This is a genomic window from Xanthomonas sp. CFBP 8152, assembly GCF_014199025.1.
Lineage (GTDB): Bacteria > Pseudomonadota > Gammaproteobacteria > Xanthomonadales > Xanthomonadaceae > Xanthomonas > Xanthomonas arboricola_B.
The window spans coordinates 517,508-532,093 of record NZ_JACHNO010000002.1 but is presented as its reverse complement, the minus strand read 5'-3'; the positions used below and the strand labels follow the sequence as shown (position 1 = coordinate 532,093).

The 14,586-nt window shown below is 68.4% G+C and carries 15 protein-coding genes; all 15 read left to right on the top strand.

Annotation, left to right across the window (positions count from 1 at the left end):
- Positions 1-94: 94 nt before the first annotated feature.
- Positions 95-910, top strand: coding sequence for a type II secretion system protein N (locus FHT09_RS09940; RefSeq protein WP_104607046.1), 816 nt, complete (start codon positions 95-97; stop codon positions 908-910).
- Positions 907-2,988 (top strand): type II secretion system secretin GspD, encoded by a 2,082-nt coding sequence (gene gspD, locus FHT09_RS09935; RefSeq protein WP_104607045.1) that lies wholly within the window; start codon positions 907-909, stop codon positions 2,986-2,988. Before FHT09_RS09940 ends, gspD begins: the two co-directional genes overlap by 4 nt.
- Positions 2,939-4,480 carry a type II secretion system ATPase GspE gene (gene gspE / locus FHT09_RS09930; protein WP_104607066.1) on the top strand — a complete coding sequence of 514 codons (1,542 nt, stop codon included), beginning with the start codon at positions 2,939-2,941 and terminating at the stop codon, positions 4,478-4,480. The genes gspD and gspE overlap by 50 nt, the downstream gene beginning before the upstream one ends.
- Entirely contained in the window at positions 4,467-5,663 is a 1,197-nt protein-coding gene (gene gspF, locus FHT09_RS09925; protein WP_104607065.1) for a type II secretion system inner membrane protein GspF, read from the top strand. The genes gspE and gspF overlap by 14 nt, the downstream gene beginning before the upstream one ends.
- 28 nt (positions 5,664-5,691) lie before the next feature.
- Positions 5,692-6,156 carry a type II secretion system major pseudopilin GspG gene (gene gspG, locus FHT09_RS09920; RefSeq protein ID WP_104607044.1) on the top strand — a complete coding sequence of 155 codons (465 nt, stop codon included), beginning with the start codon at positions 5,692-5,694 and terminating at the stop codon, positions 6,154-6,156.
- 27 nt (positions 6,157-6,183) lie between these two features.
- A complete protein-coding gene (locus FHT09_RS09915) occupies positions 6,184-6,666 on the top strand; it encodes a GspH/FimT family pseudopilin (RefSeq protein WP_184416936.1) in 483 nt (160 codons plus the stop codon).
- On the top strand, positions 6,650-7,030 hold the full coding sequence (gspI, locus tag FHT09_RS09910; protein ID WP_104607042.1) for a type II secretion system minor pseudopilin GspI: 381 nt from the start codon (positions 6,650-6,652) through the stop codon (positions 7,028-7,030). Before FHT09_RS09915 ends, gspI begins: the two co-directional genes overlap by 17 nt.
- Entirely contained in the window at positions 7,027-7,650 is a 624-nt protein-coding gene (gspJ, locus tag FHT09_RS09905; RefSeq protein ID WP_104607041.1) for a type II secretion system minor pseudopilin GspJ, read from the top strand. Before gspI ends, gspJ begins: the two co-directional genes overlap by 4 nt.
- Positions 7,647-8,639 carry a type II secretion system minor pseudopilin GspK gene (gene gspK / locus FHT09_RS09900; protein ID WP_104607040.1) on the top strand — a complete coding sequence of 331 codons (993 nt, stop codon included), beginning with the start codon at positions 7,647-7,649 and terminating at the stop codon, positions 8,637-8,639. The genes gspJ and gspK overlap by 4 nt, the downstream gene beginning before the upstream one ends.
- On the top strand, positions 8,636-9,721 hold the full coding sequence (gene gspL, locus FHT09_RS09895) for a type II secretion system protein GspL (RefSeq protein ID WP_104607039.1): 1,086 nt from the start codon (positions 8,636-8,638) through the stop codon (positions 9,719-9,721). Before gspK ends, gspL begins: the two co-directional genes overlap by 4 nt.
- Positions 9,718-10,194 (top strand): type II secretion system protein GspM, encoded by a 477-nt coding sequence (gene gspM / locus FHT09_RS09890; RefSeq protein ID WP_104607038.1) that lies wholly within the window; start codon positions 9,718-9,720, stop codon positions 10,192-10,194. The genes gspL and gspM overlap by 4 nt, the downstream gene beginning before the upstream one ends.
- 5 nt (positions 10,195-10,199) lie before the next feature.
- Positions 10,200-10,910, top strand: a complete 711-nt coding sequence (gene gspN / locus FHT09_RS09885) for a type II secretion system protein N (RefSeq protein ID WP_104607064.1) — start codon at positions 10,200-10,202, stop codon at positions 10,908-10,910.
- A 517-nt stretch (positions 10,911-11,427) separates the two neighbouring features.
- A complete protein-coding gene (locus FHT09_RS09880; protein WP_166775447.1) occupies positions 11,428-12,150 on the top strand; it encodes a GntR family transcriptional regulator in 723 nt (240 codons plus the stop codon).
- 45 nt (positions 12,151-12,195) lie between these two features.
- Positions 12,196-13,473 (top strand): sugar MFS transporter, encoded by a 1,278-nt coding sequence (locus FHT09_RS09875; RefSeq protein WP_104607036.1) that lies wholly within the window; start codon positions 12,196-12,198, stop codon positions 13,471-13,473.
- Positions 13,474-13,513: 40 nt separating this feature from the next.
- Complete coding sequence (locus FHT09_RS09870; RefSeq protein ID WP_104538851.1) at positions 13,514-14,581, top strand: LacI family DNA-binding transcriptional regulator; 1,068 nt, start codon at positions 13,514-13,516, stop codon at positions 14,579-14,581.
- Positions 14,582-14,586 lie beyond the last annotated feature (5 nt).

Here is a 14,586-nt window from a genome sequence, read left to right as displayed (position 1 = left end):
GATTCGTGTCGCCGTGTGTCGGGCTGTGTCATCACTTTCTTCGAACTGACACATTGCTGCCGCATTCTGTCATTCGACCGCAATCCTGAGACGGATGTCCGCTTTGCAGCGCGCTTTGCCCTCCTTGAAACCCCTGATGTCGGCGCGTGGCCGCACTGCATTGGGCTGCGTGCTGCTGGCCTTGCTCGCCCTGCAGTGCGCGCGCGTGGTGTGGGTGGTGATCACCCCGATCGGGCCGTGGGGCACTGTCCAGGTCGCCACGCCTGCACATGCGGAGCTGCCGGCACTGCGCCGCGATGTGTTCCATCGCAGCGTTCCCGAGGCCAGCAGCGACGGCATCGTGTTGCATGGGGTGCGCGCGGGCGGCGGGCAAGCGGCTGCGTTTCTGAGCAGCGGCGACGGCAGGCAGGGGGCGTATCGCGTTGGCGATGGCGTGGTACCTGGCGTGGAGGTACAGGCGATCGCGAGCGATCACGTGCTGCTGCGCGCCGGCCGTGGAGTGCGACGTCTGAGCTTGGTGGAGACCACGGCGTCGTCGTCGGCCACATCGCCAGCAACGGCCGCGACCGCAGCGACAGGCGCCGCCGCGCCTGCAGTGACGTCGAATGTCGGCACAGCCGCTGGCACGGTCGCAGCGACGGCCGTCGACCCGCACCAACTGCTGACCACCGCCGGCCTGCGTGCAAGCGAAGACGGCAGCGGCTTCACCGTGATGCCGCGCGGTGATGGCGCACTGCTGCGCCAGGCCGGCCTGGCGCCGGGCGATGTGCTCACCCAACTCAATGGCCGCACGCTCGATGCCGAACATCTGCGCGAGCTGCAGGACGAACTACGCGATGGCCAGGCAGCCACGCTGACCTACCGCCGTGACGGCCAGACCCACACCATGACCCTGAAGCGCCCGCAATGACCGCTGCCCGCCCCGTATGGCTGCTTTCGGCCGCGTTGTTGCTCGCCCTGCCGGCGGTGCCGATGGTGTCGCTGCATGCCGCCGACGCACCGGCCGTGCGCCTGCAGGACGTGGACCTGCGCGCGTTCATCCAGGACGTGTCGCGTGCCACCGGCATCACTTTCATCGTGGACACGCGCGTGCAGGGCACGGTCAACGTGGCGCGTGCGCAGGCGATGTCGGAACAGGATCTGCTCGGCATGCTGCTGGCGGTCTTGCGCGCCAATGGCTTGATCGCGGTGTCCAGCGGGCCGTCGACCTACCGCATCATTCCCGACGATACCGCTGCACAGCAACCGGCCAGCGCTGCCAACGGCAATCTGGGATTCGCCACGCAGGTGTTCACCCTGCAACGCGTGGATGCACGCAGCGCCGCGGAGATCCTCAAGCCCCTGATCGGGCGCGGCGGCGTGATCATGGCGATGCCGCAGGGCAACAGCCTGTTGATTGCCGACTACGCCGACAACCTGCGCCGCGTGCGCGGCCTGGTCGCGCAGATCGACACCGACCGCGCGGCGATCGACACGGTGAGCTTGCGCAATAGCTCCGCACAGGAACTGGCGCGCACGCTGACCTCGCTGTTCGGGCAGGCGGGCGAGCGCAGCAACGTGCTGTCGGTGCTGCCGGTGGAAAGCAGCAATTCGCTGATCGTGCGCGGCGACCCGGCACTGGTGCAGCGCGTGGTGCGCACCGCGGTGGATCTGGACGGGCGCGCCGAACGTCGCGGCGATGTCAGCGTGGTGCGGCTGCAGCACGCCAGCGCCGAGCAATTGCTGCCGGTGTTGCAGCAGCTGGTCGGGCAGAGCCCGGGCAACGAGGCACAGCCCGGGCAGGACACGCGCTCCAACGCGGTGGATGTGGCCGCCGCTGCTGCGGGCGCTGCACAGACGCAGGTGATCACACCGGCCGCCGGCAAGCGCCCGGTGATCGTGCGCTACCCCGGCTCCAACGCCTTGATCATCAATGCCGACCCGGAAACCCAGCGTGCCTTGATGGAGGTGATCCGTCAGCTGGACGTGCATCGCGAGCAGGTGCTGGTCGAAGCGATCGTGGTGGAGATCTCCGACACCGCCGCCAAGCGCCTGGGCGTGCAGCTGCTGTTGGCCGGGCGCAATGGCACGGTGCCGTTGATCGCCACGCAGTACAGCGGCGCCTCGCCGGGCATCGTGCCATTGGCCGCAGCGGCGGCCGGCACGCGCAGCAATAACGGCCAAGACGATTCGGTGCTGGAACAGGCGCGCAATGTGGCCGCGCAATCCTTGCTGGGCCTGAGCGGCGGCCTGATCGGGCTGGCCGGGCAAAGCAACGATGCGGTGTTCGGCATGATCATCGATGCGGTCAAGAGCGACACCGGCTCCAACCTGTTGTCGACCCCGTCGATCATGACCTTGGACAACGAGCAGGCGCGCATCCTGGTCGGCCAGGAAGTGCCGATCACCACCGGCGAAGTGCTGGGCGCGGCCAACGACAACCCGTTCCGCACCATCCAGCGCCAGGACGTGGGCGTGGAGCTGGAAGTACGCCCGCAGATCAATACCGCCGGCGGCATCACCCTGGCGATCAAGCAGGAAGTCTCGGCCATTGCCGGGCCGGTCAGCGCGCAGTCGTCGGAGCTGGTGTTCAACAAGCGCCAGATCGAAACCCGCGTGGTGGTGGAAAACGGCGCCATCGTCGCGCTCGGCGGCCTGCTCGACCAGAACGACCGGCAGACCGTGGAGAAGGTGCCGCTGCTGGGCGATGTGCCCGGCCTGGGCGCGCTGTTCCGGCACAGGTCGCGCAATCGCGACAAGACCAATCTGATGGTGTTCATCCGCCCCACCATCATCCGCGATGCGGCCGATGCGCAGCGCATGACCGCACCGCGCTACACCTATCTACGCGACCGCCAGTTGGCCGACGGCGACCCGGAAGCCGCGCTCGATGCGTTGGTACGCGACTACCTGCGCGCGCCGCCGCCGCAGCTGCCGGCCGCGCCAGCGTCGGCCGTGCCTGCGCCGGCAACAATGCCCGCGCCCGGCGTGCGTCCCGCGCAGCGCTGATGCCATGAACACCGCGCGCGCCAGCATTTCCTACGCGTTCGCCAAGCGCCACGGCGTGGTGCTGCTCGGCAGCGACAGTGCCGCGCAGATCGGTCTGCGCGAAGGCGGCGATGTGCAGGCCCTGATCGAGCTGCGGCGTGCCCTGGGCATGCCGTTGCAGGTGCGCACGCTGGCGCCGTCGGTGTTCGACCGGCATGTGTCGGAGATCTACGCCGATGCCGGCATGGAGCAGGGCGTACAGGTGGAGGCGCTGGACCTGCACGACAGCCTGGATTCGTTGATCGACGACATCCCCACCGCCGATCTGCTCGACAGCCAGGACGATGCGCCGATCATCCGCCTGATCAACGGCATCATCGCCGAGGCCGCGCGCCTGGGCGCCTCGGACGTGCATCTGGAATCCTACGAAGCGCGGCTGCGCGTGCGCCTGCGCGTGGATGGGGTGATGCGCGAGGCGGCCACCTTGCCCGGACGCATCGCGCCGTTGCTGGTGTCGCGCGTCAAGGTGATGGCGCGGCTGGACATCGCCGAAAAACGCATCCCGCAGGACGGCCGGGTGTCGCTGGTGATGGGTGCCAAGGCGCTGGACGTGCGCGTGTCCACGCTGCCGACGCGCAGCAGCGAGCGCGTGGTGCTGCGCATCCTGGACAAGGAGCAGGGCACCTTGTCGTTGGCCCAGCTCGGCATGCCACCGGCGGTGATGCACACCGTGCAGCGCGCCCTGCAGGTGCCCAACGGCATCGTGCTGGTGACCGGGCCGACCGGCTCGGGCAAAACCACCACGCTGTATGCGGCGCTGAGCCTGCTCAACGACGGCTCGCGCAACATCCTCACGGTGGAGGACCCGGTGGAATACGCCATCGACGGCGTCGGCCAGACCCAGGTCAATGCACGTGTCGGCATGACCTTCGCAGCCGGCTTGCGCGCGATCCTGCGCCAGGATCCGGACGTGGTGATGATCGGCGAGATCCGCGACGCCGAGACCGCGCAGATCGCCGTGCAGGCCAGCCTCACTGGCCACCTGGTGCTGTCCACCGTGCACACCAACGATGCGGTGGGCGCAGTCACGCGGCTGCGCGACATGGGCATCGAACCGTTCCTGCTCGCGTCGAGCCTGCGGCTGATTCTGGCGCAGCGCCTGGTCCGTCGCCTGTGCACGCAGTGCCGTGCACCGCGCCCGCTGGATGCCAGCCCGCGGCAGATGTTGCAGGCGCCCGACGATGCAACCATCTACGCCGCCGTGGGCTGTGCGGCTTGCCACCACAGCGGTTATGCCGGGCGGGTGGGCATCTACGAAGCCATCGCGGTGGATGATGCGATGCGCCGGTTGATCGGCGACAACGCCGACGAGGATGCCTTGGCTGCAGCGGCCTTCGCACGCGCAGCGCGCCTGGGCGATGCCGCGCGTGCGGCGGTGCTGCAAGGCCTCACCACGCTGGAAGAAGCGCTGCGGGTCACCCGCCAGCAGGACGATGCGCATGCCGCGGTTTGACTACACCGTGCTCGACCTGCACGGGCACAGCCGCCAGGGCGTGATCAGCGCGGACACGGCGCAGGCTGCGCGTGCGCAACTGGAGCAGCGGCAGTGGGTGCCGGTACGCGTGGAGGCGGCGGTGGCGGCCAGCGGCGTGCGTCCGGCGCGTTTCAGCGGCAAGGATCTGGTGCTGTTCACCCGTCAACTTGCCACGCTGGTGGAAACCGCGCCGCTGGAAGAAGCGCTGCGCACCATCGGCACGCAGTCCGAGCGGCGCGGCGTGCGCCGGGTCACCGGCCAGACGCACGGGCTGGTGGTCGAGGGCTTCCGCCTGTCCGATGCGATGGCGCGCCAGGGCACTGCGTTTCCGCCGCTGTACCGCGCGATGGTGGCCGCGGGCGAAAGTGCCGGGGCGCTGCCACAGGTGCTGGAGCGCCTGGCCGACCTGCTGGAGCGGCAGGCGCAGGTGCGCAGCAAGCTGCAGTCTGCGTTGGTGTATCCGGCGGCGTTGGCCCTGACCGCCGGTGCGGTGGTCATCGTGCTGATGACCTTTGTGGTGCCCAAGGTGGTGGACCAGTTCGATTCGATGGGGCGCGCATTGCCATGGCTGACGCGCGCGGTGATCGGCGTGTCGAACTTCCTGCTGCAGGCTGGCATTCCGCTGCTGATTGCACTGGTCATTGCAGTGATCGCAGCGCTGCGCCTGCTCAAGCGCCCGGAGTTACGCCTGGCGGCCGACCGTGCGGTGCTGCGCGCGCCCTTGCTCGGCCGGTTGATCCGCGACCTGCACGCCGCACGCATGGCGCGCACGCTGGCGATCATGGTCAACAGCGGGCTGCCGCTGATGGAAGGCCTGATGATCGCCGCGCGCACCGTCGACAACCGCGCCTTGCGCCTGGCCACCGACAACATGGTCACGGCAATCCGCGAGGGCGGCAGCCTGGCCGCGGCGATGAAGCGCGCGGGCGTGTTTCCACCGACGCTGCTGTACATGGCCTCCAGCGGCGAAAACAGCGGGCGCTTGGCGCCGATGCTGGAGCGCGCCGCCGATTATCTGGAGCGCGAGTTCGAGTCCTTCACCACCGCGGCGATGAGCCTGCTGGAGCCGGCCATCATCGTGCTGCTCGGCGGCGTGGTGGCGGTGATCGTGCTGTCGATCCTGCTGCCCATCCTGCAATTCAACACCCTCGCGCTTGGTTGAGCGCGGACGCTTATCCCTGGAGATCCTCATGCAGTCCATCCATCATCGCCACCGTCCTTGCTCGCTGTCCTCGCAAGCGCGAACGCGCGGCTTCACCCTGGTCGAGTTGATGGTGGTCATCGTCATCATCGGCCTGCTGGCCACCGTGGTGATGATCAACGTGATGCCCAGCCAGGATCGCGCCATGGTCGAGAAGGCGCGTGCCGACGTGGCGGTGCTGGAGCAGGCGCTGGAAACTTATCGGCTGGACAACCTCAGCTACCCGAGTACCGAACAGGGCCTGCAGGCCTTGCTCAATGCGCCGACCGGGTTGACCCGGCCCGAGCGCTATCGCCAGGGCGGCTATGTCCGCCGCCTGCCGGAAGATCCGTGGGGCCACGCATACCAATACCGTCGACCGGGTCGCAGTGGTGGTTTCGACGTCTACTCGTTCGGTGCCGACGGCGCCGAAGGCGGCGACGCCGACAATGCCGATATCGGCAACTGGCGCTGAGTCGCAGCAGTGCTCGCGCAAACGGCCATGGCAAGGCACTCACGGGCACGCGCATCGCGGACGCAGGTGCACGGCTTCACCCTGCTCGAACTGCTCGCCGTCCTGGTGATCACCGCACTCGCCAGCACGCTGGTGGTGCTGACCTTGCCGGATACGCGGCGTGACCTGCACGACCAGGCCGATGCATTGGCCAGTGCCTTGTTGCACGCGCGCGACGAAGCCATCCTGAGCCTGCGCATGGTCGAGGTGACCGTGGATGCGGGGGGTTACAGGTTCCGCCGCCAGGCGCAGCAACGCTGGATGCCGCTGGATGAAAAGCCTTTCGCCGCGATGCGCTGGCCTGCCGGCGTGCAGACGCAGTTGCCGGTGGGCGGGACCCAGTTGAGCGTGCGCTTCGATCCCACCGGTGCGGCCACGCCGCAACGCATCGCGCTGGCCGACGGCCAGCAACAGCTGCAGGTGGTGGTGGATGCCGCCGGCGTGGTGCGGGTCGATGCGCCCCTGCGGTAAGCCCCATGCCTGCGCCGGGTTTTCGCTGCTCGAGCTGCTGGTCGCGCTGGCGATCTTCGGCATGGCCGTGGTTGGCCTGCTGAACCTGTCCGGCGAAAGCACGCGCACTGCGGTGGTGCTGGAAGAGCGCGCCTTGGCTGCGGTGGTTGCGGAGAACCAGGCGATCGACGCAATGCTGGCGCCCACCGCCGCAGCAGTGGCGCCGGCGAGCGGGCAGGAAATGCTGGGCGGACGCAGCTGGGACTGGCGGCGCACGTCGATGCCGGCCGGCAGTACCGGCATCGTGCGCATCCAGGTGCAGGTGCGCGCCGCAGCGCAGGCGCAGGAGATCGCCAGCGTGAGTGTCCTGCGGAGCGCCGAATGATCCGCGCACGTCGCAGCGCAGCGGGCACCCGTGGCAGCGCGGGCTTCACCTTGATCGAGCTGCTGGTCGCCCTGGCGGTGTTCGCGCTGGTGGCGGTCGCCGCGGTGGTGGTGATGCGCCAGAGCATCGACCAGCGCGATGCGGTGCGTGCACGTTTGCAGCAGGTTCGCGAGTTCCAGCTTGCACATGGCCTGCTGCGCAGCGACCTGCAGCAGGCCGCAGTGCGACGCACGCGCAACAGCGAGGGCGGCGCAGCACGCACCGCGTTCGTCGCGAGCCCGCCCGGTGTGCCGGGGCCGCTGTTCGGTTTTGTGCGACGCGGCTGGAGCAATCCGGATCAGGCGCCGCGCGCGTCGCTGCAGTACGTGGAATACCGCGTGGTCGACGGACGCCTGGAGCGCAGTGCGCGTCCCGCACTCGACGGTGCAGTCGCCGGCACGCCACAGGTGGTGTTGCGTGGCGTGCGCTCGGCAGCGGTCGGGTTCCATTATCGCGCGCAGTGGAGCGATGGCTGGAGCGGCGGGCTCGACGCGCTGCCGGATGCGATCTCGCTGGAGCTGGAGCTGGAGCAATGGGGCCGCGTGCGCCAGTTGTTCCTGCTGCCGGAGGGGCGCGGATGAAGACCTTGAACGCACATGCCGAGCAACGTGGCGTCGCACTGCTGACGGTGTTGTTGCTGGTGGCGGTGATGACGCTATTGATGGTCGCAGTGCTGGACGATCTGCGCTTCGGCCTGCGCCGCAGCGGCAATGGCGAGGCGATGACGCAGGCGCAGTGGTATGCGCTGGGCACCGAAGCCATCGCCCGGCAACGCCTGCAGGCACTGGCCAGGCGCGACCCGATGCGCACCACGCTGGAGGGCGGCTGGAACGATCAACCGGTGACCTTCCCGCTGGACGACGGCGCAGTGAGTGTGCGGCTGCGCGACCGCGGCGGCTGCTTCAATCTCAACAGCGTGGTCGCCGGTGCGCCCGAGCAATGGCAGCGCAGCGACGACGGCGCAGAACAGTACCGCGCCTTGCTGGAGGTGCTAGGCATCGCACCGCAACAGGCACAGGCGCTGACCGATGCGCTGGTGGACTGGATCGACAGCGACAGCCAGCCCGGTGCGCAGGGCGCCGAAGACGATCGTTATCTGCAATCGGCAGTGCCGTTGCGCAGCGGGGCGACCCTGCTGGCGGGCGTCAGCGAGCTGCGCGCCATCGCCGGCTATACGCCACAGGTGATCGCGCAGTTGCGGCCGCATGTGTGCGCATTGCCGGAGGCGCGCCTGTCGCCGATCAATATCAATACGCTGCGCCCGGAAGATGCGCCGGTCCTGGTGGCGCTGACCGAAGGCGCTCTGGAGCTGGCAGCCGCGCGCCGCGTCATTGCCGCGCGGCCGGCTGGGGGATGGCGCGATGCCAACACCTTTTTGAGCCAGCCTGCGCTGATCCAGGCCGAACCTTCCAATGCAGTGTTGGAGCAGATCGAACTACGCACCCGCTATTTTTCCCACTACAGCCAGGTCGACCACGCCGGCGCGCAAGTCGTACTGGACGCCTTGCTGCAGCAGGATCCTGCCGGCCGCGTGCGGCTGGTGGCGCGTCAATGGAGTTCCGACGAATGAGTACCACCTTGCTGTTGCTGCCCGCCGATGCCACGGCACACGCGATTGCCGTGCGTGTAGACGCGCATGGCCAGGTACTGTCGCAGCGTGCAGCCAGCGCGCCGTATGAACCGTCCACGCGCACCGTGCTGGTGGTGCCGGGCGTGGACGTGCATCTGCGCTGGCTGAGCCTGCCCGGCCGCAGCATCGCGCAGTCGGTCGCGGCTGCACGCCTGCAGTTGGCCGAGCATCTGGCTGTGGAGACGCCGGCCTTGCATGTGGTGATCGCCGAGCGCAGCGAGGCCGATGGCACGCGCCTGGTCGCTGCGGTGGACAGCGCAGTACTGCAGCAGTGGTTGGCGCGCGCAACGCAGCTGGGCGTCGTCCCCGATGCGGTGGTGCCCGATTGCCTGTTGCTTGAGCCGGCCACGGATGCTGCGGCAGCGGTGATGGACTGGGATGGCCGTTGGCTGATCCGCGGCGCAGGCCTGGCCTGCAGCCTGGAGCCGGAGGCCGCGCGCATGCTGCTGGGCGAGCGCGTGCCGGCACAGCCGCCAGCGCACGCCACCGCGCACATTGCCTGCCTGGCACAAGGCGCCATGCGCGTGCCGATCAACCTGCTGCAGCACGCGTTCGCTGCAAGGCCGGCCGCTGCGCAGACAATCACTGCGCGCCGTCTTGCGGTGCTGGCCGCGCTGGTGCTGCTGTCGCCGCTGGTGCTGTTGCTGGCGCAGACACTGCGCTACGAAATCGGTGCGCGCATGCTGCAATCGCGCGCTGCCGCGCAGTTGGGCGTGCGCGATGCAGCGGCGGTGCCGGCCGCGCTGCAGGCACGCCGGCATACCGGTGCAGCGGCCGATCGCCTGGCCGTGCAGCTCGGTCCCTTGTTCGCGGCGGTCGATGCCATGCCGGCGGCGGAACTGGATCAGATCGACTATCACGCCACACAGCCGCTGCGCGGCACCCTGCTGCACGCCGATGGCGCCAGCCTGCAAAAGTTGTCCACGCGGCTGGCCGGGCAGGGGTGGCAACTGCAGCCCGGCAGCAGCCAGGGCGAGGACGATCGCCTGCGGACGTCATTCGTGCTGGAGCCATTGCGATGACTGCACCTGTGCAACGCTGCACGCAGTGGTGGCAGGCGCGTGCGCCGCGCGAGCGGCTGATGCTGGGCGTGATGTGCGCTGCCGTGGCCGCGTTCGTCGCCTGGTATGCGCTCTACACCCCGTTGCGGCACTGGCATGCCCAGGCGCAGGCGCGCTATGCCGCTGCGGCGCAGCTGGTGCTCGACGCATCTGCGCAGGCATCGGCGAGCAGGCGTACCGCTGCACCTGGTACGGCGGCACTGAACGAGCTCATCGCCAGCAGCGCACGCGATGCCGGTGTCGGCATCACCGCCCAGCAGCGCAACGCAGCGGGCGGGGTGGACGTGCAGATCGATGCGGTCAGCGCCGCCAGCTTGTTCGGCTGGCTGGAGCGGCTGCGCCAGGCGCATGGCCTGGCGCCAACGCAGCTGAGCATCGTGCGCGACCAGGGCCAACTGCGGGTACGCTGCGGGTTTGCGGAGCCTGCACCGTGACGCGCCTGCGTTGGATCCTGGTCTTCCTGGTGATGGTGGCTGTCGCGCTGCTGGCGTGGCTGCCGCTGCGCCTGGTGTTGCCACGCGAGGGCCTGCCGTTCTCGGCGCTGGACGTGGATGGGCCGGTATGGGCCGGCACCTTGCGGCAGGTGCAATGGCAAGGCATCGCCTTCGGCGATGTCACGGTACGGCCGCGTGTCTGGCCGTTGTTGCGTGGACAGCGCCAGGTATACTTGCAGGCCACGCAGCTGCAACTGCTGCTGGTGGATGGCGCGCAATACGGTATCGGCGATGCGCAGGGCCAGCTGCTGTTGCGCCAGCCGGCGGGCATGGCCTTGATCGATCTGGCGGTGGAGCTGCAGCAGGTGGATCTGCTGTTCGATGCCACCGGCTGCGTGCAGGCGCGTGGGCGGGTCGGCCTGCAACTGCTGGCAAGTGGCGCGGGCGAGTTGCCCGGTCTGCCGCCGTTGCGCTTGTCCGGGCAGCCGCGCTGCGTGGACGACAGCGCCGTGCTGACCCTGCTGCCCGACGCCGCGTTGCCTGCCGGCGTGCAGGCCGATGCACAGCTGCACCTGTGGCGCGATGGACGCTGGCGGCTGCAGTCACGCGTCGATCCAGGGCAGGACGCAGTGTTGGGCGTGGGTCTGCAGTTGCTGGGCTTCGCTGCCACCCCGGAGCGGGGCTTGCTGCGCATCGACCAAGGGCAATTACGTTGACGGCGGATGGCTGGCGAACGGGCCGGCTGACTGGCCATGTGCATCAAGCGCGCAGGGGAATGCCCGGGTCCTTGTACAGGTGCGGGCTGGGTGTCGCCCCCGCGTTGTCGGGAGTTCCTCGCCGCTGGTGTTTGTTCCTCCAAGCCAGCGCAGACGCCTGGCGGCGCCGCAGGGGTGCAGTTCGGCGAGTGCGTGGCGTTCGACGACGGTGAGCGACAGATGGGTCGGCAGGGGCAGTCCCTGCTGCGGACGTCTTCTCAGCCGGACATGTGGTGACACCGATCCAGGTCGCGCGCAGGTGCAATGGTGTCCTCTCCCTGCTGCCTGCCGGGCCGCGGCCCGTCCGCGAGTTCAATGGCGCCTGCAGCCGGCACCTTGCGCCGTCTGCCGGGAGCGGCGGCCGCTAATGCGCTCCGGGCAAATTGGTACTATATTGGACCTAACGAATCCAAGTCGGTCCGGAGGACGGGCAATGGCCAAACCGAAAACCGAAGCCAGGACGGACACCGACCCCCGGATGGACGCGCTGACGCTGGATGCCTCCGCGCCGACGCCACTGTATCTGCAGCTGGCGAGCAAGCTGGACGAGCAGATCCGCAGCGCGCAGTGGAAGGCCGGCGAAGCGCTGCCGGCCGAGCGCCAGCTGTGCGAGCGGCTGCAGATCTCGCGGGTGACCCTGCGCCAGGCCGTGGACGTGCTGGTCGAACAGGGCTTGGTCTCGCGTCGGCAGGGCGCCGGCACCTTCGTCACCACCCAGATCCAGCACCAGCTCAGTGGCCTGACCAGTTTCAGCGAGACGTTGCGCATCAAGGGCTACGAGCCCGGCACGCGCTGGCTGGAGCGGCGGCTGCGCCCGGCGCATGGCGAAGAGATCCTGCGGCTGGGCCTGTCGCCGGATGCGGCGGTGGCCTCGCTGACCCGCCTGCGCAGCGCCGACGACCGTGTCATGGCCTACGAACACGCGGTGTTGCCGCAGCGCATCGTCGCCGACCCGCAGCAGATCGGCGACTCGCTCTACAGCTATCTGGATGCGCAGGGCACCCCGGTAGTGCGTGCGCTGCAGTACTTCCGCGCGATCAATCTGCCTGCGCGGCTGGCCGAGCACCTGCGCATGAAGACCGGCGAGGCGATCCTGCATGTGGTGCGCGTGGGCTATGCGCGCGACGGCAGCGCGATCGAATTGACCGACACCTATTGCCACAACGATTTCTACGATTTCGTCGCCGAACTGCGTCGCTGATCCAGCGCGGCGTCCCCCACCGACAACTCAAGAGCCAGCCGATCCATGACTACCGCCAGGCCCGCAAATCCCGTTGTCTCGATCGCCATCGTCGGCGTGCTGTTCTTCATCATCGGCTTCTTCACCTGGATCAACGGGCCGCTGATCACCTTCGTGCGGCTGGCGTTCGACCTCAACGAGGTCAATGCCTTCCTGGTGCTGATGGTGTTCTACCTGTCGTACTTTTTCCTGGCGCTGCCGGCGTCGTGGATTCTCAAGCGCACCGGCATGAAGAAGGGGCTGGCGCTGAGTCTGGTGGTGATGGCGGTGGGCGCGGCCGGCTTCGGCCAGTTCGCCACCCAGCGCTGGTATCCGGGCGCCTTGGGCGGCCTGTTCGTGATCGGCAGCGGCCTGGCGCTGCTGCAGACGGCGATCAACCCGTACATCAGCATCCTCGGGCCGATCGAGAGCGCGGCGCGGCGGATCGCGCTGATGGGCATCTGCAACAAGATCGCCGGCATCCTGGCGCCGATCCTGATCGGCTCGCTGGTGCTGCACGGCATCGGCGATCTGTCCGCGCAGGTGGCCAGCGCCGATGCGGCGACCAAGCAGCAGTTGCTCACTGCGTTCGCCGCCAAGATCCATGCACCGTATCTGGTGATGTCCGGGGTGCTGCTGTTGCTGGCGATCGGCGTGCTGTTCTCGCCGCTGCCGGAGCTGCAGGCCTCCGAGGCCAATGCCACGCCCGGCAGCGCGGCCGGCGTGCAGAAGTCCAGCATCTTCCAGTTCCCGCACCTGTGGCTGGGCGTGTTGTGCCTGTTCGTCTACGTGGGCGTGGAAGTGATGGCCGGCGATGCGATCGGCACCTACGGCCGCGGCTTCAATCTGCCGTTGGACAGCACCAAGATCTTCACCTCCTACACGCTGGGCGCGATGCTGGTTGGCTACATCGTCGGCCTGGCGTTGATTCCGGGCGTGATCTCGCAAGCGCGGTACCTGAGCGTGTCGGCGCTGCTGGGCGTGCTGTTCTCGCTGGGCGCGCTGCTGACCCACGGCTATGTGTCGGTGGGCTTCGTGGCCGCGCTCGGTTTTGCCAACGCGATGATGTGGCCGGCGATCTTTCCGCTGGCCATTCGCGGGCTCGGCCGCTTCACCGAGATCGGTTCGGCATTGCTGGTCATGGGCATTGCCGGCGGCGCGATCATTCCGCAGCTGTTCGCCATTCTCAAACAGCACCACGACTTCCAGGCCGTGTTCGCCGCGTTGATGGTGCCGTGCTATCTGTACATCCTGTTCTATTCGCTGCGTGGTCACCGCGTGGGCCTGCCGGCCCAGGCCAAGTGAACCAGGCAGCATGATGCGTTCCGACGAACAAGGCACACCCATGCGCAGGCCCACCATCAAAGATGTCGCCGAGCGCGCCAAGGTCTCGTTGAAGACCGTGTCGCGCGTGATCAACAACGAACCGTCGGTGATGCAGGCCACGCGCGCGCGCGTGTTGCGCGCCATCGCCGATCTCGACTACGAGCCCGATCCGTCCGCGCGCAATCTGCGCAGCGGCACGCCGTTCGTGATCGGCCTGGTCTACGACAATCCCAATCCTTATCACATCATCGGCATCCAGAACGGCGTGCTGGCCGCCTGCCGCGAAACCGGCTTCGGGCTGCAGATCCATCCCTGCGATTCCACCTCGCCATTGCTGGCCGAAGAACTGGCCGAATGGGTGCAGCGCTCGCGGCTGGCCGGCGTGGTGCTGACCGCACCGATGTCCGAGCGCCCCGAGCTGATGGCCGGCCTGGCCGCACGCGGCATCAAGAGCGTGCGCATCATCGCCGCCACCGACGATCCGGGCGATGGCCCCTGCGTCCATATCGACGACCGCGCTGCCGCCTACGAGATCACCGAGCATCTGGTCCAGTTGGGCCATCAGCGCATCGGGTTCCTGTGGGGTGGCCCGCAGCACCGCTCCAGCGGCGAGCGCTATGCCGGTTACGAGGCCGCGTTGAAGGACTACGGCATCACCCTGGACAAGCACCTGGTGATTCCCGGCGATTACACCTTCGACGACGGCTTCCGTGGCGCGCGCCGGCTGCTGTCGTTGCGCGAGCCGCCCACCGCGATCTTCGGCAGCAACGATGAAATCGCCGCGGGTGTGCTGGCCGCGGCCAAGTCCACCGGCATGAACGTGCCGTATCAATTGTCGATCGCCGGCTTCGAGGACAGCCCGTTCTCGCGCCAGTCCTGGCCGGCCCTGACCACCGCCAAGCAGGCCACCGACGACATCGCGCGGCATGCCGCACGCCTGTTGATCAGCCAGTTGCGCAGCGATGCCTACGACGACCAGCCCGCGCAATTGCAGAACCGCGGCTTCGTGCCGCAGTTGGTGGTGCGCGGTTCCACTGCACCGGCGCAGACGCCGTCCGCCAAATCCTTCCCCCCCGAATCCGCCTGAGCCCG